Origin of the sequence: Photobacterium ganghwense, from assembly GCF_003025595.1 — a bacterium.
Lineage (GTDB): Bacteria > Pseudomonadota > Gammaproteobacteria > Enterobacterales > Vibrionaceae > Photobacterium > Photobacterium ganghwense.
Window position 1 is genome coordinate 42,305 of sequence record NZ_PYMI01000008.1, and the last position, 23,188, is coordinate 65,492.

A 23,188-nucleotide genomic window follows, 5' to 3' on the forward strand; every position below is an offset into this window, starting at 1 on the left:
TTAATTGTCACCTTTTGCCAATTTAAACCTGTCGATAGCACGCAGGCGGGCTGCTTTGTGATCAACAATCGGCTTCGGGTATTTCAACGTTACGGCACCCGGCCATTTGTGCGGCTCATGGATGTACTTGTCCGGTACGTCTTTTAGCTCATGCACCCACTTACGGATAAACTCCCCTTTTGGATCAAAGCGTTCGCTCTGTGTGGTCGGATTGAATACGCGAAAGTATGGCTGCGCATCCGTTCCTGTCGATGCCGCCCACTGCCACCCACCGTTGTTGGCAGCCAGATCGCCATCAATCAAGTGCGAGAAAAACCATTGTTCTCCGGCTTGCCAGTGAATCAGTAAGTCCTTGGTCAGAAAACTGGCTGTGATCATTCTCAGCCGGTTATGCATCCAGCCCGTGGTTTTCAACTGACGCATTGCGGCATCGACTATCGGAAAACCGGTCAAGCCTTGCTGCCATGCTTTCAGTGCTTTATCTGATTCCTGCCACTGAACATTTCTGGTCCAGGCGATAAAGGGCTGATTACGGCTCAATTGCGGAAATGCAACCATCAGATGGCGGTAGAACTCACGCCAAACCAGCTCGTTCAGCCAGCAGAACGCACCGGATTCAGGCTCATCGAGACAGTTCGGTGCTTCATGAAGTAATACAGCCAGACACTGGCGCGGTGATACCAAACCGAGCGCCAGATAGGGTGACAAGCAACTGGTTCCGTCAAAGGCCGGGAAATCACGATATTTATGATAATCTTCCGCCTTTTCTTCACAGAACGTCAGCAAACGTTGCCGGATGGCTTCTTCATCAACCGGCCAGGCCATGCTGTCTGTCTGGGGGTACGTAAAAGGTTCATCTACTTTGTCAGCAATACCGGACGCCCCAACAGAAGACCCATTTGACAGATTGAGAGCATGTGAAGCTTCCACCGCCGCGGGCACAGGTTGTACCGCTGCCCCCTGCATTCTGAACTGTTTGATCCATTCCCGGCGAAACGGGGTATACACCTTAAACGGATCGCCTTTCTGGGTAAGCACCTCACCGGGTGGAATCACGCAACTGTCATCGAACGCACTGAATTTGATCTGATGCTGACTGAGCAGGTGCCCGGTTTGATGATCCCGTTGCAGTTCATTCCACTCGTACTGCTTGTTACAAAAGACATGGCCGACTTGGTGTTCGTCAACCAGACTAAGCACTGCCGCAGGGACTTCAGAGAAATCGGCAACTTCCATCACCTGAAGGGGGATATTCAACGCACGCAACTGCTCGCGTAATACCTGTAACCGACGGTGGATAAAATCAATCTGGATCGGGGCCACATGGTGTTCATGCCACTGCATCGGCGTTGCCAGATACAAAGCAACCAGCGAGTCGCAGGTTTCCCGGGCGGCCAGCAAAGCCGTGTTGTCTACGGTTCGTAAGTCTGCACGGAACCACACTAACCCGCTCTTGTTATGACTCATGGCACAACTCCGTTAATTCCGGATGGATAGCGCTGATGCTGCCCGCCAGCTTTAACTCACTGTTCGTCTCTGCGACCAGTTGACCTAACTGTTTAGCGACATCACGGTCTAATTTGTACTCCCCAGTGACAACAATCAGCCGTTCTTGCCAGGATTTCAGTAGCGCAGACAGTGCGCTGAGTTTCCCATCAACGGAGGTCAACAAGGTGACGTTGTAACCCTGCTCAGACAGCGCCAGCAATGTCAGCCATACGCCGTTTTCCGGCACTGAGTCAAATCCCAGAAGCAGACACGGTTTTCGGTTACGCTTTCGTAAACCAGCCACCAGTGACAGACACCGCTCACGAATGACACTGCGCCACAAAGCGCTCTGCACCCCGGCCAGAGGATTTTCACTGCGATGAATGTTTGCCTGCACCACAGCAGCAATGTGTTCGCTGAAACGATCCAGAGGATACTCTTTCATCAACTGAGAAACCTGCCGATCAAGTGCTTGAGCATCCAGTGCCACCAGCGATTGAAGTAATTGATCCACGGCTGCTTGTGATGACGCATCCGAATCAGGGTTGTCAGCCAGTTCAGTGTTCCCTTCCAGCAATGGGCGTACTTTGCTGATCGCGACACCTTTATCGAGCCAGCCAAGGATCTGGCGGATCGTCTCGATATCGACGTCTGAATAAAGGCGATGACCCTGTTCAGTCCGCTGCGGATTAAGCAAGCCATAACGTCGTTGCCAAGCCCGCAGCGTGACCGAGTTTACTCCTGTCATTTCAGACACTTCTTTAATAGCGTATAGGGCGATTTCAGAGTCCATAACGTAATTTCAATTCCTCTGGGTACGGATCAATAAACATCTGAATTTGCAAATAAGGATCCGGATATTCCCGTAAATAGTGTTTAATCAGCGCAAGTGGAGCCAGCAATGGCTGGTTACCTTCTCGGTAGCTGTGGATCAATGTCGCCAGCTCATGTTTCTGGTCTTTGGTTAAGCTACGTTTGAAATACCCCTGCAAATGCATCAACACATTGGTTTTGTTTTTCCGGCTTGCACGTTCTTTCAGGGCATCCATAAACTGCTGACGGTATTCGAACCAAAAATCGTCAATGTCCCATTCTTTAATATTTGCAACCATCTGCCCCAGGGTTTTATAAGCCGCCGGGCTATGCGCCATCAAAATCAACTTGTAGCGAGAGTGAAACTTTACAAAGGCATTTACCGACAGGTTATTGCGTACGCTCTGATAAAAGTCGTGCAAGGCAAATACCCGAAACACGAAATTTTCCCGTAGAACCGGATCACACAAGCGCCCATCTTCTTCTATCGGCAACCATGGCATTTTTTCCATCAACTCACGGGTGTAGATCCCTGTTGTTCCGCCGGGCACCGTGTTGTTGTTCGGAATATGCAGTTTCACTCGTTCCATACCGCATGTCGGTGATTTGGCACACACGATATATCCGCACATATTGTCTGACTGGCGAATCTGTTTATCTGCGAAGGCTTTCATTTTGTCGGTGTAATCAATGGACTGATTTTTACTTTCCACTAACCGTTCATCCCCTTCAGCTAACTGCAGAAGGCGAATAACCGGACGTGGTACCGTCATCCCGATACCGACTTCCGGACATACTGGTTTGAAGGTGAAATGCTTCGACAGCTCATCCACCACAAAGCGGTTTTGCTTGTGGCCACCATCAAAACGGACACGTTCACCAAACACGCACGCACTGATACCAACCTGAATAGTCATGGTTCATCCCACCTTGTACAAAACATAACTCTTGTACAATCAATGTAGCGCAAGCGATCACCTTGTACAAAGATTTTTTTTGTACAATCAATACTGGCACCGACCACTGCCCTCTGAAAAATGACATAAGCCAATGAAATAAATGAATTTAACCATCCATGACTGATGATGAATTGATGAAGGATTTAAAATGATCAGACTTTACGCCGTGAAATCCCTCCGTAGAGAGAACGCGTAATAAAAGCCAAAAGGAAGAAAGATGGAGAAAAGAAAGGAGCACGAAAAAGAATGTGTAGTAAAAACTCGACTCGTCAGAACTCAACCTGTCCGTATTCAAAAAACGATGTAATCAGATCCTACAGGCTGTTCTAACGCGCTTTTGCCCCATTCCGTGTTTCGACCGAATGAACACACAACTACACCTAAGTATCATTTGACTTACTTTTCATAATGTCAGTATTTTATCTAAATGAACGAAACTAATAAATTGAGGTGGGTATTCAAAACAACGATGTGTCGTGTGAAACAATTGCTCATGAGGAGAGTAAGTCCAAAAGGTTTTAACGCACAAGTCGGCGAAACTTTAGCGATACGCTGAACAATATGATTGAGCTTGATATGCCTAAAACTTGACGTATTGATTGATGCGCACCTAATATAAAACAACTTGGCTTAAAAACTAAATTACGCAACAAAGCATACTATATTTTTAAACAGTAGCTAAGGCTCTGTGAAGATATCCAAAAACTCATAAAGCGAGGGCCAACACTGTGAATTTTTGAGTTATACCCAGTGGTATTATCTGCCTTTTTTCTAAGTACTTTAACATAAGAAGATGCTAGCTCATTGAGTGCTGTAATTTGGATCTCTTGGATTTGGTGATGCACAATATTATCTAGCAATTCCCATTGCCCCTGTACTGTTGTTTTGTATTGCAAAACCTCTCCGTTGGGAACTTTCAATAGTAGTGTGAATATATCACTTTGAAAGGATTCTTGACTATAGGTAGTATTCTCAATAGTAGTTGCAGCTGGTCCGTCGTTGATGCACTTCCAGCTGCCTAAAATGGAGGGATCGTTAGCATAAGAATAACTAGAGATGCCAAGTATTAAAATTAGTAATAATCTCATTGATTCATCCAAGAAGAGTTAATGTGTTTGAGAGTGAACATAGTTTGATCCGAATAAGAAAGACCAAACGTCCTAAGTCTAATAGCATAGGAGATCGCACTGGGGCTTGCTTCACTGTCTAGTTTACACAATTGATAAGCACATCCAATCATCACTTCTAACAAAAGTGATGGTCCAGTTAAAATAAGAGTTACTTCTTCATCAACTCCTTTTTTAATTCCATCATAACGATAGTACTGGAGCCTACGGTAATAATCGTCGTCATTCTCCCTAGTGTCAGATAAAGAAGAGTATCGAGTTTGACTGTCAATCCAAAGTGTCACAGATGAAGTATTTTTTCCAGATATTTAAATAATCTAAGTTATTTAGGTTAAGCTTGCCAAGCCAGATAAAATGGCAATAATTAGGTACCTCATGCATGTCGAAGCTAGAAAGATCTATGGTACTTATGTTTTCTTTGCAGATAGTCTCATTGATTAGATCATAATTCTCTTCATCTATAAATTTATCGAACATGCAGACCGCTCTTTTAAATAAGTCGACCAATTATTTATCCTCGTACTTTCTCTAACAATTTCTGCTTAGCCTGAGTAAAAGCAGCCCATTGCCTGAGCACCTCACTATTGTTTGCTTCGTTTTGCACTCCACATGGCTGACCACCAATACTAATGTCAGGGTTCGAATACAAACCAATCACGAAACCATTTTTAAGGTTCTCGTTCATCACTGTACGATAAGGCCCGCAATGATAGGCATGCGCTTGGGATTGTGCTGCCTGAAACCATTCGAGTCCGCCTCTCTGATGGCCAGCCATTGCAAGGTGCCCTAGTTCATGTTCAAGAACATAAGGGTTGCCATTTAGCGTAATCGCAGCCATTCGAGCAACAACTTCTGGATAAGTATAACCTTTATATTCTGATGGTAGAGTCTTGACAACAACAACTATAAAGTCAGTTAACGACTCTAGATGTTCTTGTTTTTCTTGGTTAGACAAATTGCTTATCAGACGATCGTATAGAAGTGAAAACTCTTTCGCACTGTACGGAGTGAATGCGTTATCAACGAAAGTAACACTAGTTAAGAGACGTTCAATAGATATACATGAACGTTGCAAAACTTGATTGGAGGTCAACACCAATTCGGAAATCCGGCTTACAATATCTTCTTCGCTCATATCAATTGAGCGATCGACGAAAAACCTTAAAGTGGTGGTTAATGTATCATTTTTACTGCATTTATGTACTACTAACTCGTTATCTCTAGAAGTATTTGCGTTATACAACAATAACAATGACAAGACTAACAATAAAGCAAAAAATCCGAAGAGGAAGAGTGATTTTTTTTCATATTAAAATTCATTTAAATTTGTCACTTTGACGCAGCTAAATCTCATTAGCTATTCGTTAACTAATAATTAATCCGTATAATCAACAAACTACTCTTTAGTTTCAATACTGATCGATTAAAGAGCAATAAAGCTTAAACCTTCAGAGAATAAGCCTTTAATTTTATAAAATTCTAATAACAGCGTCTATCTAATAAGCCAAACTTGATTTATGTTTTTTAGCGAAACGAAACATATTAACGTAAAGCCCCAAATTCGACTAAAGAATGAACATAAAACAATCTTAGTTGGTCAAAAATATTGAAAGTTATGGTGCTGTTACATTTAAGTCTGGCAGTTAGTGTTTATGTTTCTAGGATGCTTTAGCAGCAAAAACGCGTACTACATTTAGACCAGCGCCGCTACCCGAACTGCTACCTGAACTTCGACCTCTTCCACTAGCTCGGGTATTACAGCCTCCGGTTTGAATTGGAGTGCCTTGATTCATATTGTTACCTTTCTTAATGTCTCCGGCATTCGTACCAGAACCACCATACCGACCACCACCTAATGCGCTACCGAAAATTCGATTTATTTCATTTGTATAGTCATTTTGATTTCTGGGATCAAAGCCACCTACAACTTGATTTAAATCTTATTCACTTAAAGTTTGAACTTTAGAGCAAGTCACTTTCTTCATTATTTATATCCTTATCAACTTAATTTATATTAGCACAACCTTAAACAATCAGTGTCAGGTCACTTGGTCTAGAACTAGTTGCGCAGCTTCTAGTTTAAACTCGGGGCTAAATCTTCTTCTGCTACGTTTTGTCATGTTGTCACCTGTTGGCTTCTGAGGCGATGATATCACCTCTAATCAGGTGGCCAAACTTAGTGTGCCACTACACAATACGTGAAGTTATCCGTACTTTACTAAATTAGCAAATTCACTGACTCACTTTTGTCCAGAAATGAGATACGTGATGTTTAATGCAAATTGTACGATTAAGCCACACTACATAATCAATACTGTCGGGTCAGGTCTTAATTGATATAAGTAAGCACAAAACAGTAACCAATGGCTGGCCTACTGCCAGCCCAAATAACTCATACTACTTTTAAGCTTGTACATACCGTACATATTCAATTAGGCAGAACGGCATTCAGCCTGTATCCATGCCAGATAATCAGCATATCCCGCGGTAATCGGCAGCCTTATTATTTCTGGCGTTTCGTAATCATGATTGGCCAGAATATCCGCTTCCACTTGTGGGTACAGTGCCTCGGTCGTTTTAATCATCACCAGCTTTTCTTTGTCTTTGTTCACTTTCCCCTGCCAGTGATAGTAACTTTCAATCGACTGCACCTGCACACAGGCGGCAAGGCGCTTTTCAATCAACGAGTGAATGATGGACTCACCCACTTCTTCATCAGCAAAGGTCGTCATGACCACACAGTATGGGGAGGAATCACTCATAACAATCTCCATCTAAATTTTGAACAAGAACGAGCAGAAAAGCGCATTAGAGCGTTAGGGATCCGATTGCACTTTTGAGCCCCTTCCAGATAATCACTATTAGCAGTAAAAAAACAAACTGGGGCATGTGTACGCCCACGGCAAACCAATGAACTAAGGAGGACGCCAGGCCCTCCTATTTTATCAATGTGTTAGCTGTGATTTAAATAACGTTTCACTTAATGTCGATCATTTAATGTCACAGGGCATCAGGACATTTCGATACCATGACTGTTTCAGGTTCACCAGTTACCGAAAATTTCAGGCTCCAGACATATTTTCCGCTTTCCGGCAGCGTAACAGCAGTATCTTTACCGTAACCGCCCCGCTTCAGCGTGCCTTCCTCGCCAGCCTTTAATGTCAGTCCATCAGCCGTGAACTGTGGTGTCCAGTCTTTTGCAGCATACTGCATACGATAGGCTCCGGCCTGCTCTTCAATCACTGCCTGATAAACACCGTTACCCTTGTAAGCATACTGGCGATGATCTTTATGCTTCCAGCCAGAATCAGTAAAGTCTCCCACCACATACAAGGTTTCCGACATAGGCCCGGCATCACTGACTGTCGGGTTATCACATTGCGCCATAAATCCTTGCCCGGACAGGGACATTTCAGCCTGCGTTGTCAATTTCACACCAGATGCAGCAGGCTTTTCAATGAGAAGGAAACGCGCTTCAAACCCTTTCAGTGGAATGTGGTAGTAACCCTCTTTGGCCTGAAACTGCTCCCCGCTTATCAGATCTGTCAGTACCCCTTCTGATCCGGAGCCCGCAACCGGCAGATCAACGGTAGAAGCCGCATCCATGGTGCTGACGGCGTACAACACCGCTTCATTTACACCTTTATCATTATCGGCCTGTTTATGGTCGATGTATGCTGTTGCCGTCGCTATCAGGTTTGTGCGTTTACCCTGTGACAACGCCGGATGTTTAGCCCGTACTGACATCAGGGCTGACACATACGCTTTCAAATCCTGCTGGCGTTGTTCCAACGTTACTGTCAGGCCGTCAATCTTCGCGCTGCTGCGCGCGACATGGTCGTCGCACAATCCCTGCACGGCACAGTCCTGATAAACCTTCGCAGCATAGTCGGCCACTTCATCCCCAATCTCCTCACCGTAATACAAGGTGATCGGTCCGGTGTAAGCGGCCAGAAATGACAGCGCCGCTTTGTGGCGGGCCCAGTACTGCTCATCGGCTGGTGTCGCTAGATAGCCTCTTTCCAAAAGATCACCGAACCGGACGAGATCATGGTTGCCCAACATCAGATTCGGCTTGGCATGCTCAGGGTATAAACGGTGCAGCGCCATCCCTTCGTTAAGCCACTCTCCACCTTTCCCGCCATTTCCGTTTTCATTGACGGCAAAAGTCTCGACCAACCGATATCGCACGGGGAAGTCAAACGAAGAACACAGTGCCGGTTGCATATTCGTTCCGTACCCATGTTGAGTAATATAGTTCTCGTTATTCCAGATTTCTGCAACCATATAGCCCAGCGGATGCACTTGCTTACCTTCATGGTTTTGATAGGTCACGGATTGTGAAGCGTCATCGACACTTTTACGAATTTCTCGCCAGGCTTCGGGCGGCACCTGATACGCCTGATCCAGACGCCAGCCATCAATTTTTAATGTTTTGATCCAGTACGTAGCCACTTCCTGATAAAACGGCAGGCTTTCCGGATAGCTTACGGGGTTTGATTCGCCAACCGGCAACTTGCCGGTTGGTGATGGCACTACATTGCCTTTGTGATGACCAAACACGCCATCAAAAAACACATACATTCCTTTGGCATGAGCTTGATCCACTAAGGTTTTCGCTTGCTCCAGCGTTCCAAATCGGGGATCAATCGCGAAATAGTTACTGGCAAAATAACCGGTTGCATCCAGACGATCTGCCCAGTGATCTTGCCCCTCCATTGGGAGGGACTCAAACACGGGCGTCAGCCAGATCGCATTCATTCCTAAAGACTGTATATAGTCCAACGAATTAATAATGCCCTGAAGATCACCATGATGGTGGCTGGTACCGTAACCGGTTCCATGACCAACCGCTTTGTCACCATCAACAAAGCTCTCAACCATGATTTGGTAAATGCGAAGATTATCTGCGCGGGTCATCATGTCCGGCTGACAGGCATAAGCCGACGACACCGTTTGTGTCTGCTGAGCAGATGAATCAGGCAACGATGCCGTTGCAGCCACGCTACAAGTACTCAACGTCGCAGCAATTGTCATTGCGAGCAATGTCGGTGCTTTTGTTCTATTTACAATGTTTTGTTTCACAACCGTGTTCTCCATTATCGCTCATCGCTCAACCGGGTTATCCCTGGCTATCCCTCAGCCACTCTTTAACAAGCGCTCGAATATAAGTGTTGAACAGTTTTTGTTATCTCCTTATTTATTCATACCTTTAGCGTGCTGTGACCCTCCTGACCGCCCAGCCTGAAGCGGTTTCTGGGGCATAGAAAGGGGGCGGAGACAAAGGGCGTAGTGGAAACGACGCTCAGATGTTCGAAAGCAATGTGCTTTTTTGCCTTTTTCTACGGATTAAGCCAAACCGGAAGGGCTACGAAGCGTGACATGACCAGTTTTTTGGCACCCGTTTAGCAAATTCCCTCATCTCATACTGAGAACCTGCGCAAACTGCACCTTCCTCAATTTATCAGTCACTAACATTGTGAAAACACGCACGAATCTGACATTTTTCGTCGTTGGTTGAATCGGTTATCGGCTTCTGGCCAATCTCGGGATCCGTGACTGAGCAAAAATTCGTCAGTTGCAGTGATTACTAGGCCGCTTCTGGAAGAAAATAGCTGTGTCGTCCATCGTCACTGCTACAATAGCGCCATTACCCCTGAGGACGACTGAGGAAAGAAACATGCAACACGATCAATTCGTGACGTTGGTTAAATCGGCTTGTGAAGCAAACACACTGCCTGAAGCCCTGGATATTCTGAAAAACTGTGAGCACGAAGACGTGGCTGAAGCGGCACAATCCCTGACCGGGCAGTTCAAACTGGCTGAAATCGAGGGCGAGCAACGTATTTACCATGTGTCAATGCAGGAAAACGATGAAGGTCTGGAAGAAGAATACGTTGAGTGGATCATGAACGTTGGTGACGACGTGATCAAATTTGTTGCCTGGTTCTTCTTTGACATGTTCGACATGAAGCAGAAAGATGTTTACCAGGCTGCCGGCCGCACTTATCAGCAGCCAAAACGTCAGTAATGTGACTCCGCGAGCCATTCCATTATCCGGAATGGTCGCAGGCTTCCAAAACAAAATCTGATGCTCTGCGGAGCAGGCAGTTGTCTCAATCGAGAAACGCTATGACCGGCGTAAATACATATCAGGCCATAGCGTTTTTTCTGGCGCCTCAGTGTTAATCAAGCACGGAAATGAGGAGTTTCATCTCTATGATTCAATATTCAAGTTGGCTGTCCCGATAGTTATCCCTTATTTACTTATCCCTTATTATTTATCCCCTATTAGCTATCCCCAATTAGGTCTCCCCCATTGCATACTCATCTACTTCACGAGATAGCCGTAAAAAAACTCACTCAGAGCTTGATAATGCTCTTGTGATTCCGGCGTGCCATAAGCGATAGCGTAATCTGCATGTGACTGTCCTTCATACACGTTGAGTTCTGCGACTGAACCGGCCCGTTTAAGCGCTCGATGGAGTCGAACGGTATCGCTCAATAACAAATCCCGAGTACCCGTTATCAGGTAAACAGGCGGGAAATTGTCAAAGCTGCCGTTGATTGGCGACACAACAGGATCGCTATGATGTAACTCACCTACATAGGCATCGACCATCGCCGAAGATAAACCTCGCCAACTTCCCAAAATATGGTCTAGACCTTCATTGATGAATCGGCTATCTCCTGTCATCGTCATATCGACGCCTGGAGTCCCACTATACAATGCCGCGGGTGTTGGAATTTTCTGCTTATTTAATGCCTGAGTCACCACCAGGCTCAATGAACCGCCCGCTGAAGATCCACCCATGACCATGTTTTCAGCTGAGCGCGTTTTCAGCAATTCATTCCACACCTTGATGATATCGTTGCGCGCAGCGGGAGCTGGAAAATCAGGTGCTTTACTATAGTCAATCGCGATTGCTGGGATCTGCATGTGTGTTGCGATCATTGACGCTTCTATTGTTGAAGCCAAGCCACTATTTAGCAAGTAAGCACCGCCCTGAATGGCAACCAGCAGTTTATCTTTTAGCTCTGGGGCAACTGTTTTTGGGGTTACCCAATACACATCCACGCCCGCAATCGAGTCTTTCTCTATTGTGACGCCTAACTGCTGAGCAAGCGTCTCGGCTCTTTTTATGGCTGGTTTATCCCGAGACTCAATGAATGCGCGCCACTCCTCAGAATTAGATGGAATATTCTCCTGCAGTGCTGCTATATCTGGGGCCGGGACACGGCAGGAAAATGCGTAGAACTCATCACTTACCGCCGACGAAAGAGGAACCGGATACGTAGATAGAGACAAATTATTTTTGTCCACCTTTGCCAATGCACCAGTGCTGACAATACTTGCCGTGATAAGAGAAATAACGATGTGACGTGTTTTCATAGCTTCACCTCTACAGTTTGCAGTTAAAGCACTCCTTGCTGGGATAGCCGTAATGTACGCATCACAAATCACCGGGCATATGAATTAGAGAAATTCATATTTGACTGAAGCCAGCGACTTGAAACCGAGAAACCCAGTCACATCGCGGGTTATTTGCTAGGATAAAAAGATGCCACCTATGAGGCTTTATAGATTTAGAACAGTGGCTTACACCCAGTTTTTGTAACTAACGTTTTTTGTAACTATAGGTTTTTGTAGCTACAGGTTTTTGCAACAAACGTTTTTACACCTAAAGCTATTACGAACGCTGGCTAAAAAGCAGAACATATAAGTTCCCAATATATCAACAACCTCTATTAACGCTCACTTTTTACCCGATCTTATTGCCTCAGAAGGACTCAGAAACAGACTTATGAAAAATACACTCCAAGACCTCGATTTAAACCTGTTGAAACTACTGAAAGCCGTGGTCGACACCCGCAACACTCATGCGGCAGCAAATCAGTTAGGCATATCTCAAACCAGCGTGAGTCGCGGCCTGGCAAAATTGAAGGATGTTTTCGGCGAACAACTTTTCATTCGCAAGGCTCACGGAGTTGAACCGTCAGAACTTGCTGTAAAATTAGCGGAAGCAAGCGAGCAGATGTTAAACCCTCTGATTAAAGTCATTGAGTCTTACCAGAATTTTGAACCGGCTCAATTTAGTGGTGAGATAAAAATCGCGATGAATATTTTCTTTCTGGAAGTCTATGGTGATGGCATTTTTAACGTGCTACGTCGCGAATTTCCCAATGCCAATTTTAAGCTGGTCTATTGGCAAGAACGATCATTAGCAGAAGTCCTCAATGGTGATATCGACTACCTGATTCATTTTGAAGGCTACCCGCTTCCTCAGGAGATCTATTGTCATACATTGGAAGATGTTGAACTTTGCCTTATTGCAAGAAAGAACCACCCCATTCTCAGCCAGACTTCGGCGTGGGACGCCATCCACCAGCTACCATTAACCCGAGTATTTATCGATGGGATAAACTCTAAGCGCTCACCCGTTGAGGAAGTGTTTTTAGCAAAAGGGTATCAGCCGCGGGTGACGTTGGCCACACACAGTATTCGCGTGCTAATAAATAAACTCTGCCAATCCGATGCGATTATGTTTGGTAGTCGCTTTGTGAGTTCAATGGATTCACGCCTTTCTAGCTATCCATTACCCGAGCTACCAAAACAGATGAGACATATACGAATCTGCGGCGGCTATCTGCAGACTAAACGGGGCTATCCACTCAACCAGAAGCTCCATCAAATTATCCAGTCTTACTTTGATCGTGTCACGCAGCCCAAGGGTTAACTCAGATATAGCAATAATGCATTTCTCTAATTCATCGTTGAGGCACCTCATCCACGATAAACTTCTCAGCAACTTAAGGATCCGGCGCTTTATAATTGCTATAACCTATTGATGAGAAAAACTGATGAACCAGAATCTGACTTGCCTATTTACCCTTCTCTCTCTTTCTACGGCAACAGCACAAGCCGTCGACTTATCGCGCTTTAGAGGTGAGGTTTCTCTCCATACCGGTTATACAAGCACTAATTCCAACCTCGATACAAATGGCCCTAACACACTATCTCGCTTGGATAAAGGCTCGCAAACAAACGATACCTTTATTGCGCCTTTAGGCACCCTCTACTACGCACTGAATGAACAAAACAACCAGCGCGTCTATTTAGGTACATCTCGTGATGACTTGGCAGTGGGTACACTCGCCTTTGAAATCGGCTATCAGTATGATTTCAGCAATGGGACAAAATTGGATATTGGCTATTTGCCGACCGTATTATCCGATGAAGTTTGGTCAAACCCTTACCTGATCGGCGAACAGCGTGAGACAACAGATCGTAGTGGGAATGTCTACCGACTAAAATTATCCAACCTAGCGAACAGCGGTATCTCATTTGATATGGCGTATGCAACCTCAGAAATTGATAATGAGATGATTTCAGATTCTTCGCTGCTACGTAAGAGTGATACCTATTACCTCAAAGGCCAGTACCGCTCAATGCTAACGCCTAACTCAGGTTACATCTCAGCGATAAGCCATACAGATCACAATGCTGAAGGAAAAGCGGCCTCATTTAACGAGTATAAAGCTGACCTCAGTTACTTTTATTTGGCTCAAAATTACTCCTTGTCATTAACGGGCAGTTACGGTCTGCGTGATTATAATGCAATAAACCCCATTTTTTCTAAACGACGAAGTGATGATATATACCGGGTATTTCTTGCATATGAATATAAAAACCTTCCTAGATGGGATAACTGGAGCGTAACTTCTTTCGCTGGAAGTACTATCACCTCATCCAATATTGATTTTTATAGCAGCGATAGTTACATCGTAACACTTGGTATGAACTACAAATTCTGAGTTTGGTAACGCAAGCTATTACCGATGATGAGTCAAATAGATTGTTAAGCGGTAACAGAAAACAGAAAAATGAAACGCTGAAAACAACGCGTGCTCTCCCCAAAAAGCATCGTTATTCGTTAATAAGACTGGCAACATCATATGTGCCAGTCTATTGAATAAAACGCTTATTGTTCGTTGATCAATTGTCGTCTAGTGGGTTCAGATTGGTGTAGGTAACGAGTGAAAGTGTCTCCCGGGCGTTCAAGGTCGTTTTCAGCGAGTACTCGTGATGCCATCCCACGGTGGTTACTCCCGTGCGTCAACAAATGTAATAAGATTTCTTCTACGGTCAGTTGACCAAAACCACCGTCAATAAAGCGAAACGTAATCAGACGGTTTAACTCTTCCTGCGTTACTGACTCCGTAAACTGAACCAGCCAAGCGTCGTTTTCTTCGATAACCTGGCGCAATTCAGCCAGCGTCGGTGTTTCCACGGTATTATCCGATTGATACTTTTCAGGCTCACCTGAAATACGGCTAATGAATAAACTATCGACAACAGTGGTATGATTCAAAATTCGAAGAAAGAAAGTGGCATCCTTTTCAGGTAACTGGGAAAACTGACGCTCACCAAACATTAATAACTCATCATTGGCCCATTTTTTATATTGGAACGCTTTCGAAAATTGCACCTTTACTTCTCCATTTTTATTATTTCAAGACGATGTGTGAAATAAACACCAGATAATCCTCTATCTCATCGTCCCTAGTGGTAAATCTTCATTTTACAGACTCATTTTATAGATACTTATCGGATACTGACGAGCCTGAATGCCAGCACACGACAATCAATCACAAGGCAACTACGGATAAGCAGATACCCAGCAAAAAACAAAGTAACGCATGAATCATTTCCACTCATCAGAAATGGCAACATCATACGCTGACAGTCCTCATGGGCCGTTTGCTATACCAGAATTTCTCGTTGCATCAAACGGGCATCAGAACCATAGCTTTCGCAGACACTAATATCGACAGGTGTAAAGCCATGCTTCTGCCAAAATAAGCGAGAGTTCTGAACCGCAACTAACCGTATTTTTTTATAGCCTGAAAGCGCTGAGACTTTGACCAAATGGTTTATTAGTTTAGAGCCAATACCTTTTCCAAGTGCAGCATCAGCAACAGCCAAGTCATGAAGAAACATAATATTGCCGTTCGTTGCCTCGGGCAGTTTCTGAAATAATTTAGGTGGCCGATCCTTATTCCAGGCATGCGCTAACAAGTACCCCATTAATTGCTCACCATCTCGATAAATAAAACAGCTTGACGGGGACCTTAACCATTTATCTCTCAGCACATCCAGGCTTTCAGGTTCAACAAGGAGATACGCTTTTTCTTGCAGGCTTAGAATTTCTAGCCATGTTGTTTCCACTATGGGTTGTATTGGCATGATCATGTACTCATAGTCTGCATTGAACCAAATAGGAATATCACCTTTAATCAACATTTGCCGAGCCACTCAGTATGCATCACACTGATCCTACTGCTAAATTGCCTTTAACAACCCATTCCCTCTAACTTCCATCTGATGTGATGACGTTCAAGAACATTAGGTAACAGCTTGGCTCTTATGTATTTGATGTATTGGCTTTGCCATCATGGTTTCTGAGATCGACTCGCCGTCAATTCGGTACTGATCGGTCACCTCACCGATAACGACAAATCCATTTTTAAGATACAAATTCAGGGCAGGAAGATTGTCTGACAATACGCAGAGGTCAATCCAGTCAATCGTCTGGCTTGTAGTGCAAAATTGGCTGACGACTTCAATCAGCTTTGACCCGACGCCCTGCTTACGACAGCTGTGGTGAACGCCCATCCCCAGCAGAACCCGATGCAAACAGCTATCGTCTCCATGCCGACGTAAATCGATATGGCCTTTAATGCGCCCGCTCTCATCTTTTGCCAGCCAGAGTTTGCGCCATGCGGCATCACTCTGATCAACTTCATTGCCCTGTAGGAATCGCAGCTTTAATTCCTGAGATACATCACACTGTCCCTTTGGGAGCGGCTGGAACAGTGGTACATCACCGGCACCATTTTCTGATAGTTGATCTTTCAGATAACTGAAAAACAGTTCAAAATCAGTATGCTGAGCTTCAACAATTTCCATATTTTCTTTCCTTGTAGACTCTGATTTTTGTTTCGATGTTTTCTTTATCTTTGTCTTCGTGATTCACAGTACTTGTTGCTGTTTGTGTCTCAATAACCTATTGCGATTTAAGAGTCGAAGCAGGTCAACCCCGTTGGCGATGGTATTACGGCTGGAAAATACGTTTTCGATATTCTCGCGGCGAGCATCCGTGATACTGCCGAAAGCGGTGTGTGAAATTAAACGGGTCCTGATAGCCAAGACGCTGAGAAATCACACCAATCGGCCACTCTTTATAACGCAGTAAAGCTAACGCTTTTTCCATCCTCAGGGCGATAAGGCGCTGTTGAGTTGAGCAGCCGTATAGCTGTTTGGTGACGCGGTTCAATTGTTCGGTACTGAGGTAACAACGCTCCGCAATCCCTTTCACCGTCCAGTTCAGATGAAGCTGAGACTCAATCTCATTGAAAACACTTTGCACCCTTAGCACAGTACTGGTCGGGGCAAGCGTAGCCGTCCCCAATAACAAGCGTGACAATTCACTGGCGTATAGTGTTCGGTAGCCAGCCCGTCCGCCAATTTCGCTATGAAGCAATTGCATCAGCGACCAAATCTGTTCGCACCGTCCGCTCTGCTCCACTCGCTGGCCATGAGCGGTTAACGGTAACCATTTATCCTTGATGTCGAGCAGAATCCACGCCATTTTCCAGTGGTTGACCTGCTCATCGAGCTCAAACCGAAATGGCAATCCAGCCGGTAAAATGGTGACAGTATGCGGCCCCAGCACGTACTCAAAATCAGTCGTGGTGAGTTTTCCTTTCCCTTCCAGTGTACATAACAACGTATGGCAGGTTTTGACCGATCGTTCGACATGATAGCCCTCTGCCAGTTCCGCCAGCCCGGCCATGAAAAAGCCATTAATGCCCAGTTCAGGTATTTCTGCCTGCGTCAGAAAACGCTCTTTACAGGCTTCTGCAAGAAAGACATCTTCCACCCATTCATGTTTTGGTTGTACCAGACGTTTTCCCTGCGTGACAGATTCACACAGCTTTTCAGGCATTTCTAACATGTCGCTTATACCCCTGATTCGCTATAGTTGCCTCCACTTACAGCCGTAATGTTCCTGCTGTTTGACCGGAGAAAAACAATGACAACAACAGACTCAAAACAGTCCGCACTGCCGCCGGGTTTGTTTGGCAAAATCACCAGGCTGGCTTTCCCTGTCGCTATTCAAAGTGCCCTTGTTGCTATTCTGGCACTGGCCGACGTCCTGATGGTGAGTGATTTAGGCCAATCCGCTACTGCGGCGGTCGGCATCGCCTCGAAATGGCATTTTGTGGCCATAATGATCATGGCTGGGCTCGCCGGCGCGAACGGCGTACTGGTTTCCCAGTACTGGGGCCAGAATGACAAAGTGCATGCGAAAACAGTGACCTTGCAGGCCATGAAATTTGGCTGCGCGATCATGGTACCGGTTACGATCATCATTACCGTGTTCGCGCTTCAGATCATGCAGCTTCAAACCAATGATTCTGATGTCATTTTTCAAGGTGCGCAATACCTTTGGTACAGCTTTCCAGTATTAATTCTGACGCATATCATTATTACGGCTGAATCGAGTATGCGTGCCAGTGGTGATGCCTTTATGCCACTGCTACTGGCTACGGTGACGATTGCTCTGAATATTGGCCTGAACTTTCTGTTTATTAAGGGTGGCTGGGGAATCCCTGCCATGGGCGTTGCCGGTGCTGCATTAGCAACTACCATTTCAAGATTTGCACAGGTTTTGATGATTTGGGGAGTTTTGGCCTACCGCCGTCACTGGCTATTGGTCAGCCGGGCGATTCCTCGCCATCAGACCCTCTGGTACACCTACCGCAAACTGGCAATTCCTCAGGCACTGGGCAGCCTGTTATGGGCTGTGGGAACCCTGACGTATCAGATCGTTTTTGGTCATATGGGTACCACAGAATTGGCGGTATTCAGCATGCTGGGGCCATTTGAAGGACTGTTGTTCTCCATCTTCATGGGAATATCCGTCGCCTGCTCCGTATTGATCGGGCACTCCCTTGGCCGCAATGAATTTGATCAGGCACAGGCGATGACAATATTCTTTATCAAGTTCGTATTAATCCTCGGTATAGGTATCGGTTTTTGCCTGTTTATCAACCGGGAATTTGTGCTTCACTGGCTTAACCTGGACAACAACGAACTGCTTGCCTATTCGTCCCCGGCGATGATTGTGATTAGTCTTGGTATCAGCCTCAAAATGATGAACATGGTCATTATCAACGCCATTTTGCGTGCTGGTGGTGAAAATATGTTTTGTCTGCGGATGGATTTTATCGCCATGTGGATGGTCGGTATTCCGGTGACCACCTACGGCGCGTTTATCGGGCAATGGGACTTTGGCTGGGTGTATTTGGCTATGCTGTCCGAAGAAGTCGTTAAACTCTGGCTCTGTTTTAACCGTTATCTGAAAAAGCGCTGGATGAACAACCTGACAGTTCAGCCTCAGCCCGCGTCGGTGTAACGAGGAAAAACCTGACTACTGAGCCCGACATGTGCCTGAAGCTCTGTCTTGCAATGCCTCAGGCGGTTTTACAACAAAACAAACGGGCCGATACTTCGCTCTGCCCAGGTTCTCTTCCTGGTCATCATTGTGGTTATCGTTGCGGTTATGTTATCTGCAACCGTGACCACAACGAACATAGAGCGCCAGTCGAAAGCGGGGTCAGAATATCGCATAATGTCGGATTCTGGCTCGCTTTACTGCGTTTGCTCTCCGTTTGTCTCTCATCCGTCTTTGCAGCGTAACAACGGCTATCATGGCAGAATGTCAGATCTTCATCGATCTTTTACCGGCCAGTAAAAACCGACATCTGCGACCTGCGTTTCCAGATCATAACTGTGGTAAAGCTCGAAGCATGGCCTGTCATCAGAAAGAAAGCCGGCCTCTTTTACCTGTTTACCCAGTCGGTGCCACTCTATCGGGTATTCGTCTTTGTGCTTGATGATTTTTCTGACCAGGCAATAACGCCCTTCCGGCAGAGTTTGGATACCAATTTCAGCGGTTCCTTCCGTCCCCGCTGGGACTGTCAGGCACAAATCGGTCCGACACTCAGCGGCAGGGATCTTGTCCGGATCGTCGTGATACAAAAACAGACACTGTCCATTTTGCAAGCCATGCTCGCCTGCCCACTGAAAAAGCTGATCCAGTGGTTGATCATAATTTTCGCCGTAAGGGCCTGTTACCCTTATAAAGGCCAGCGTTTTCCGGGATATCGTTTCCGTTTTCATCTCACCACCTGTCAATCGTTCAACTACACTCATCAAGTAATGTCATTGATTACTGTGGCCCTGCCACTAAGGTTAGCCCATGTTTGATTGGCTAAAGAACCTCATCCATCCAAAACCTTCCGATTCAGATACTCTTCGCGACGAACAGTCAGACACACCTGATGAGCTTCGTGAACGTGGAGAGAAGTATGCGAAAGGCAGTCCTGCCGATGCAGATTCCGACGGCGGGGATGAATAGTCCCTCTTGTGAATCGTTTTTAAGCCCCTTAAAGACAGTGTTGGCGCTGAGTAGCAAAAGGCTGATGATGCAGAAGTTGATTTACATCAATCGACCCTGAGTTTTAAAGTCACAGCCTTCATTCAGGCTCTACACTTTTATTGGCCGACCTTAGTGGTCATTCAACAAGTAAATACCGCGTCATGGTTCAAACAGAGGGAGGCGTCTATGAGCTTAGTCCCACGTGATTCTTGGTTCGACTTTTCTCAAATGTTTGATCATGCCTTTCCGACTCTGAGGCATAGGTTTGACAATGATGTCTGCTCACCAAGAATCAATCTCATTGAAAAAGAGGATGGATTCGAGATTACGGCGGATCTGCCCGGCGTGAAAAAAGACGATATTAATGTTCAGCTCGCGAATGGTTCATTAATGATTGAGGCCACCAGCAAGCGAAACGAAGAACAAGAAAAAAATGGCAAAGTGATCCGCCAGGAAAGATACGAAGGGAAATTCATGCGGAGTTTCTATCTGGGGCAGAACGTTAAGGAAGATGATGTTCACGCCAGCTTTACGGATGGCGTATTGACCATTCAGGTACCCAAAGTGGAAGCTTCACTGCCTGATTCAAAGCGGATAGACATTAAATAGTCGTCAAACAGTTAGTGTCGAATTGAGAGGGAAAAATCTGACACGGAATGTTTTAGCGAGAAAATCAGATAGCCAGGCGTCATTAGAGCCAGATTATCTGTTTTGTTCAGCTGCTACTCTTTCTGTCAGTCGTCGCGAGAATAACTGCGACACACAGCCTGCCATCATCAGCAGGCTGTTTTTCTGTCCGTAACCAAATTCAGGCACCAAGATCTTGGTGTTAATGTCTCAGTGAAAAGATCCTTGCGCCAATATCATTCCGAAACACGGTGAATTTGTTCGTTTACAAATCCAATATTTTACGCAGCCAGGCGGCAATGTCCTTTATCTGTTCATAACAAACCTGATGTTCCATTGGATAGACTCGCCATTCTGGACTTAAGCCGAGTTTTTTCAATGCTTTGACTGCATCGTATCCCATCATAGGATAAACCACAGGGTCAAATTCCCCGTGCATCACTTCTACTGGCAAAGCCTGATTTGCCGGGTTAAGAGCAATGTCATCGGCGGTCGGGAAATAGGTGGATAACGTCAGTAACCCACCCAACGTTTTAGGATAAGTCAACGCTGTATGGTACGCCACTGCCCCGCCCTGAGAGAAGCCGGCTAAGATGATCCGCTCACTGGCAATACCACACGCAATTTCATGATCAACCATACGAGCGATATCCTGAGCAGAACGAACCAACTGCTCGCGATTCAGCTTTCTGCCTGCTCCCATTTCCAGGATGTCGTACCACGCAGGCATCACCATTCCGGCATTGATAGTCACCGGAATCGACGGCGAATGCGGGAAAATAAATCGAACGGGGGCTGATTCCGGTAAACCCAACTCTGGCAACAGCGCTTCAAAGTCATGTCCGTTAGAGCCAAGTCCGTGTAACCAAATCACAGAAGCGGTTGCAGCCACTTTGGGCTCAACGACCACAGAGGATAATCGCGTCATAAGTCCTTCTTTCTTAGTACCTTTGGCTAAAACATAACGAATTAAAAAGGCCGTTACCATCAGTAACGGCCAAACTTCTGATTTAAATCTGTCAAATTGCAGAGCCTGTGATTCGCACTCAATGATACGGCCGGGCTAAAACATCCCTGCTCAGCATGGACGAATGCCACTTGTTACTGGCGGCCAGAAATTCAACAAAGTTGTCAAAAGAAAGAAATCCAAGCCCGTTAATCTGAGCAAAGTAACTCAAAGCAAAGTTGCCTAAAACAAAGTAGCCCAAGCAAATACTACATGTACAAAGACTCAGGCATGGGCAGGCATCACATAGGCACGACCCGCGCATTCCGGCCATCGATGTTCACACGCACTTTTTGACCAACCCGAAACATCATGTTCGGGTTTGCTTCCTGAACGATAGCAATGGTCTCACCGTTGTCGTCCATTTTAATGGTCAGGTTAACACCGTTACGACGACTGACCCCTTCAGCGGCTTTAGAGCCGGCATAACCACCCAGTACACCCCCACCAATGGCCGCGATATCAGAGCCAGAGCCCCCACCTATCTTGGACCCCAGAATACCACCCACTGCTGCACCTGCCAGGGCACCGACCAGTTGGCCTTCACCTTCGATCGAAACCGGTTCTGTCTTCACAATTGTGCCATATCGTACCTGCTGAATGGTACGGGTATCTGCCACGCCGTATGAGTCCCCGTAAGGGTTACTTGAACAACCGATCACCCCCACTAAGGCTATACAAATGCAAAGCAAAATGTGTCGCATCATAGTGCCTCTCATATCATTAACTTTTGTGATGGTTTAATTATAGGTGCAGAAATCAGGTAGACGGCGCAACGCAGGTAAAGCTGAGTCAACTTATGCAAAACCAGGTAAAGCGGAGGTGATACTGCCTTCTTCGCATCCAGCATGAGGTTCCTACATAAGAATCCAGCATGGAACCCTAATGTACACACTGGCAAGTTTCAGCTCATGTCCGAAACCTTCCAGACTTCTACTCATTAGTATTGGTCAGTCTGTGACCAGTTCTTTCAGAAAAGTGTGATTTTGTCGGTTTTATGATTGCAATTTTATGTTGAGTCGTTACTTTACGTCGTCGATATCATCAAGCTGAACGCAGGTTCAGTTTCAACAATAACACTTTCATCAGCCGGAACAGGGATCTGACCGCAAACCATGAACAGACTATTTTCAAAACAACAATGGCTTTCAATGCTGTTTTGTCTGTCACTGGTTTCTCTGTCAGCCTATATCAGTCACCTTGCACTGCCCGGTTATGATTTTGTCGGCCATCACCCGGCCATTGATTCAGAGCTGACTGAACTTCGCCGACAGGAAGAGTCACGCCGTCAACAAGATACTTCTGCGCTTTCTGAACAGCACGCAGACTTTGGCTGGCTTTCTCAGCCAATTACTCCACCGTCTCAGCCTGTCTTCAGTGATTTTCGTGCCCCCTCTTTCTCTGATTCGGAAAGCGCACCACTGCTGGAGTGTCGACGCACTCGTACGATGCAATGGCGCCTGGTGGCAAGCAAAGTGGTCCTGATCCCTGAAATCCTGCATCCGCATTTGATAGATAACCATCACCTGGGCGGCTGGAAGAGCTCTAACCTCCAGTTCCGACACCGGGACTGGCGTTTCACCACAACATAACGATTCATTTTTCTCAACCAATACGGTTAACACTGCGCTGACTTCATTGACAGAGCAGCACTATTTC

The 23,188-nt window shown here is 45.8% G+C and carries 22 protein-coding genes; 7 read left to right on the top strand and 15 right to left on the bottom strand.

The annotated features are described in order from the left end of the window. From phrB to C9I92_RS21495, 7 genes are all read right to left on the bottom strand, one after another. Positions 1–1,467, bottom strand: a complete 1,467-nt coding sequence (gene phrB, locus C9I92_RS21460; RefSeq protein WP_047884275.1) for a deoxyribodipyrimidine photo-lyase — start codon at positions 1,465–1,467, stop codon at positions 1–3. Continuing rightward, positions 1,457–2,236, bottom strand: a complete 780-nt coding sequence (locus C9I92_RS21465; RefSeq protein WP_169776012.1) for a MerR family transcriptional regulator — start codon at positions 2,234–2,236, stop codon at positions 1,457–1,459. The genes phrB and C9I92_RS21465 overlap by 11 nt, the downstream gene beginning before the upstream one ends. Before the next feature lie 34 nt (positions 2,237–2,270). Continuing rightward, positions 2,271–3,218, bottom strand: coding sequence for a YbgA family protein (locus C9I92_RS21470; RefSeq protein WP_047884277.1), 948 nt, complete (start codon positions 3,216–3,218; stop codon positions 2,271–2,273). Positions 3,219–3,919: 701 nt separating this feature from the next. Then, the gene (locus tag C9I92_RS21475; RefSeq protein ID WP_047884278.1) at positions 3,920–4,348 is read right to left on the bottom strand and encodes a hypothetical protein; all 429 of its coding nucleotides are present in this window, start codon (positions 4,346–4,348) and stop codon (positions 3,920–3,922) included. A 550-nt stretch (positions 4,349–4,898) separates the two neighbouring features. Continuing rightward, a complete protein-coding gene (locus tag C9I92_RS21485; RefSeq protein ID WP_053061750.1) occupies positions 4,899–5,522 on the bottom strand; it encodes a hypothetical protein in 624 nt (207 codons plus the stop codon). A 1,297-nt stretch (positions 5,523–6,819) separates the two neighbouring features. Further along, positions 6,820–7,149, bottom strand: a complete 330-nt coding sequence (gene cutA / locus C9I92_RS21490; RefSeq protein ID WP_047884280.1) for a divalent-cation tolerance protein CutA — start codon at positions 7,147–7,149, stop codon at positions 6,820–6,822. A gap of 238 nt (positions 7,150–7,387) precedes the next feature. Next, the gene (locus tag C9I92_RS21495) at positions 7,388–9,424 is read right to left on the bottom strand and encodes an alpha-amylase family glycosyl hydrolase (protein ID WP_047884802.1); all 2,037 of its coding nucleotides are present in this window, start codon (positions 9,422–9,424) and stop codon (positions 7,388–7,390) included. A gap of 643 nt (positions 9,425–10,067) precedes the next feature. Here C9I92_RS21495 and C9I92_RS21500 point away from each other — a divergent pair. Continuing rightward, positions 10,068–10,418: a hypothetical protein gene (locus C9I92_RS21500; protein WP_047884281.1), complete on the top strand. Its 351-nt coding sequence runs from the start codon at positions 10,068–10,070 to the stop codon at positions 10,416–10,418. A gap of 300 nt (positions 10,419–10,718) precedes the next feature. Here C9I92_RS21500 and C9I92_RS21505 read toward each other — a convergent pair whose 3' ends face one another. Continuing rightward, positions 10,719–11,780: an alpha/beta hydrolase fold domain-containing protein gene (locus C9I92_RS21505; protein WP_047884282.1), complete on the bottom strand. Its 1,062-nt coding sequence runs from the start codon at positions 11,778–11,780 to the stop codon at positions 10,719–10,721. Positions 11,781–12,192: 412 nt separating this feature from the next. Here C9I92_RS21505 and C9I92_RS21510 point away from each other — a divergent pair, with 412 nt between their 5' ends. Then, positions 12,193–13,125 carry a LysR family transcriptional regulator gene (locus C9I92_RS21510; RefSeq protein WP_047884283.1) on the top strand — a complete coding sequence of 311 codons (933 nt, stop codon included), beginning with the start codon at positions 12,193–12,195 and terminating at the stop codon, positions 13,123–13,125. Positions 13,126–13,249: 124 nt separating this feature from the next. Further along, the gene (locus tag C9I92_RS21515; protein WP_047884284.1) at positions 13,250–14,203 is read left to right on the top strand and encodes a DUF2860 family protein; all 954 of its coding nucleotides are present in this window, start codon (positions 13,250–13,252) and stop codon (positions 14,201–14,203) included. A gap of 167 nt (positions 14,204–14,370) precedes the next feature. Here the strand turns inward: C9I92_RS21515 and C9I92_RS21520 are convergent, their stop codons facing one another. From C9I92_RS21520 to C9I92_RS21535, 4 genes are all read right to left on the bottom strand, one after another. Next, positions 14,371–14,877, bottom strand: coding sequence for a DinB family protein (locus C9I92_RS21520; protein WP_047884285.1), 507 nt, complete (start codon positions 14,875–14,877; stop codon positions 14,371–14,373). A 275-nt stretch (positions 14,878–15,152) separates the two neighbouring features. Next, the gene (locus tag C9I92_RS21525; protein WP_242551973.1) at positions 15,153–15,692 is read right to left on the bottom strand and encodes a GNAT family N-acetyltransferase; all 540 of its coding nucleotides are present in this window, start codon (positions 15,690–15,692) and stop codon (positions 15,153–15,155) included. Between the two features lie 102 nt (positions 15,693–15,794). After that, positions 15,795–16,358 (bottom strand): GNAT family N-acetyltransferase, encoded by a 564-nt coding sequence (locus C9I92_RS21530; protein WP_047884286.1) that lies wholly within the window; start codon positions 16,356–16,358, stop codon positions 15,795–15,797. A gap of 145 nt (positions 16,359–16,503) precedes the next feature. Next, positions 16,504–17,406 (bottom strand): AraC family transcriptional regulator, encoded by a 903-nt coding sequence (locus C9I92_RS21535; protein WP_047884287.1) that lies wholly within the window; start codon positions 17,404–17,406, stop codon positions 16,504–16,506. Between the two features lie 78 nt (positions 17,407–17,484). On the opposite strand from C9I92_RS21535, the gene C9I92_RS21540 reads away from it, so the two are divergent. Beyond that, the gene (locus tag C9I92_RS21540) at positions 17,485–18,870 is read left to right on the top strand and encodes an MATE family efflux transporter (RefSeq protein WP_047884288.1); all 1,386 of its coding nucleotides are present in this window, start codon (positions 17,485–17,487) and stop codon (positions 18,868–18,870) included. Between the two features lie 314 nt (positions 18,871–19,184). Here the strand turns inward: C9I92_RS21540 and C9I92_RS21545 are convergent, their stop codons facing one another. Continuing rightward, positions 19,185–19,637, bottom strand: a complete 453-nt coding sequence (locus tag C9I92_RS21545) for an AraC family transcriptional regulator (protein ID WP_047884289.1) — start codon at positions 19,635–19,637, stop codon at positions 19,185–19,187. A 79-nt stretch (positions 19,638–19,716) separates the two neighbouring features. Between C9I92_RS21545 and C9I92_RS25490 the strand changes: the two genes are divergently transcribed. Both C9I92_RS25490 and C9I92_RS21550 read left to right on the top strand, forming a co-directional pair. Then, on the top strand, positions 19,717–19,875 hold the full coding sequence (locus tag C9I92_RS25490) for a hypothetical protein (protein ID WP_157038308.1): 159 nt from the start codon (positions 19,717–19,719) through the stop codon (positions 19,873–19,875). Positions 19,876–20,082: 207 nt separating this feature from the next. Further along, a complete protein-coding gene (locus C9I92_RS21550; RefSeq protein WP_047884290.1) occupies positions 20,083–20,505 on the top strand; it encodes an Hsp20/alpha crystallin family protein in 423 nt (140 codons plus the stop codon). A 283-nt stretch (positions 20,506–20,788) separates the two neighbouring features. Here C9I92_RS21550 and C9I92_RS21555 read toward each other — a convergent pair whose 3' ends face one another. Both C9I92_RS21555 and C9I92_RS21560 read right to left on the bottom strand, forming a co-directional pair. Further along, positions 20,789–21,451: an alpha/beta hydrolase gene (locus C9I92_RS21555; RefSeq protein WP_047884291.1), complete on the bottom strand. Its 663-nt coding sequence runs from the start codon at positions 21,449–21,451 to the stop codon at positions 20,789–20,791. A 320-nt stretch (positions 21,452–21,771) separates the two neighbouring features. Further along, a complete protein-coding gene (locus tag C9I92_RS21560) occupies positions 21,772–22,236 on the bottom strand; it encodes an outer membrane lipoprotein (protein WP_107193922.1) in 465 nt (154 codons plus the stop codon). Between the two features lie 408 nt (positions 22,237–22,644). Between C9I92_RS21560 and C9I92_RS21565 the strand changes: the two genes are divergently transcribed. Continuing rightward, the gene (locus tag C9I92_RS21565; protein WP_146149714.1) at positions 22,645–23,121 is read left to right on the top strand and encodes a hypothetical protein; all 477 of its coding nucleotides are present in this window, start codon (positions 22,645–22,647) and stop codon (positions 23,119–23,121) included. Positions 23,122–23,188: the final 67 nt, after the last annotated feature.

Excerpts from the sequence above, each read along its gene's own strand:
- C9I92_RS21535 (WP_047884287.1), bottom strand. The coding sequence starts at position 17,406 with ATGTTAGAAATGCCTGAAAAGCTGTGTGAATCTGTCACGCAGGGAAAA.
- C9I92_RS21485 (WP_053061750.1), bottom strand. The coding sequence starts at position 5,522 with ATGAGCGAAGAAGATATTGTAAGCCGGATTTCCGAATTGGTGTTGACC.
- C9I92_RS21470 (WP_047884277.1), bottom strand. The coding sequence starts at position 3,218 with ATGACTATTCAGGTTGGTATCAGTGCGTGCGTGTTTGGTGAACGTGTC.
- C9I92_RS21505 (WP_047884282.1), bottom strand. The coding sequence starts at position 11,780 with ATGAAAACACGTCACATCGTTATTTCTCTTATCACGGCAAGTATTGTC.
- C9I92_RS21475 (WP_047884278.1), bottom strand. The coding sequence starts at position 4,348 with ATGAGATTATTACTAATTTTAATACTTGGCATCTCTAGTTATTCTTAT.
- C9I92_RS21560 (WP_107193922.1), bottom strand. The coding sequence starts at position 22,236 with ATGATGCGACACATTTTGCTTTGCATTTGTATAGCCTTAGTGGGGGTG.
- C9I92_RS21495 (WP_047884802.1), bottom strand. The coding sequence starts at position 9,424 with ATGACAATTGCTGCGACGTTGAGTACTTGTAGCGTGGCTGCAACGGCA.
- C9I92_RS21465 (WP_169776012.1), bottom strand. The coding sequence starts at position 2,236 with ATGACAGGAGTAAACTCGGTCACGCTGCGGGCTTGGCAACGACGTTAT.
- cutA (WP_047884280.1), bottom strand. The coding sequence starts at position 7,149 with ATGAGTGATTCCTCCCCATACTGTGTGGTCATGACGACCTTTGCTGAT.
- C9I92_RS21510 (WP_047884283.1), top strand. The coding sequence starts at position 12,193 with ATGAAAAATACACTCCAAGACCTCGATTTAAACCTGTTGAAACTACTG.
- C9I92_RS21530 (WP_047884286.1), bottom strand. The coding sequence starts at position 16,358 with ATGGAAATTGTTGAAGCTCAGCATACTGATTTTGAACTGTTTTTCAGT.
- phrB (WP_047884275.1), bottom strand. The coding sequence starts at position 1,467 with ATGAGTCATAACAAGAGCGGGTTAGTGTGGTTCCGTGCAGACTTACGA.
- C9I92_RS21545 (WP_047884289.1), bottom strand. The coding sequence starts at position 19,637 with ATGAAAACGGAAACGATATCCCGGAAAACGCTGGCCTTTATAAGGGTA.
- C9I92_RS21515 (WP_047884284.1), top strand. The coding sequence starts at position 13,250 with ATGAACCAGAATCTGACTTGCCTATTTACCCTTCTCTCTCTTTCTACG.
- C9I92_RS21540 (WP_047884288.1), top strand. The coding sequence starts at position 17,485 with ATGACAACAACAGACTCAAAACAGTCCGCACTGCCGCCGGGTTTGTTT.
- C9I92_RS21565 (WP_146149714.1), top strand. The coding sequence starts at position 22,645 with ATGAACAGACTATTTTCAAAACAACAATGGCTTTCAATGCTGTTTTGT.
- C9I92_RS25490 (WP_157038308.1), top strand. The coding sequence starts at position 19,717 with ATGTTTGATTGGCTAAAGAACCTCATCCATCCAAAACCTTCCGATTCA.
- C9I92_RS21525 (WP_242551973.1), bottom strand. The coding sequence starts at position 15,692 with ATGTTGATTAAAGGTGATATTCCTATTTGGTTCAATGCAGACTATGAG.
- C9I92_RS21500 (WP_047884281.1), top strand. The coding sequence starts at position 10,068 with ATGCAACACGATCAATTCGTGACGTTGGTTAAATCGGCTTGTGAAGCA.
- C9I92_RS21550 (WP_047884290.1), top strand. The coding sequence starts at position 20,083 with ATGAGCTTAGTCCCACGTGATTCTTGGTTCGACTTTTCTCAAATGTTT.
- C9I92_RS21555 (WP_047884291.1), bottom strand. The coding sequence starts at position 21,451 with ATGACGCGATTATCCTCTGTGGTCGTTGAGCCCAAAGTGGCTGCAACC.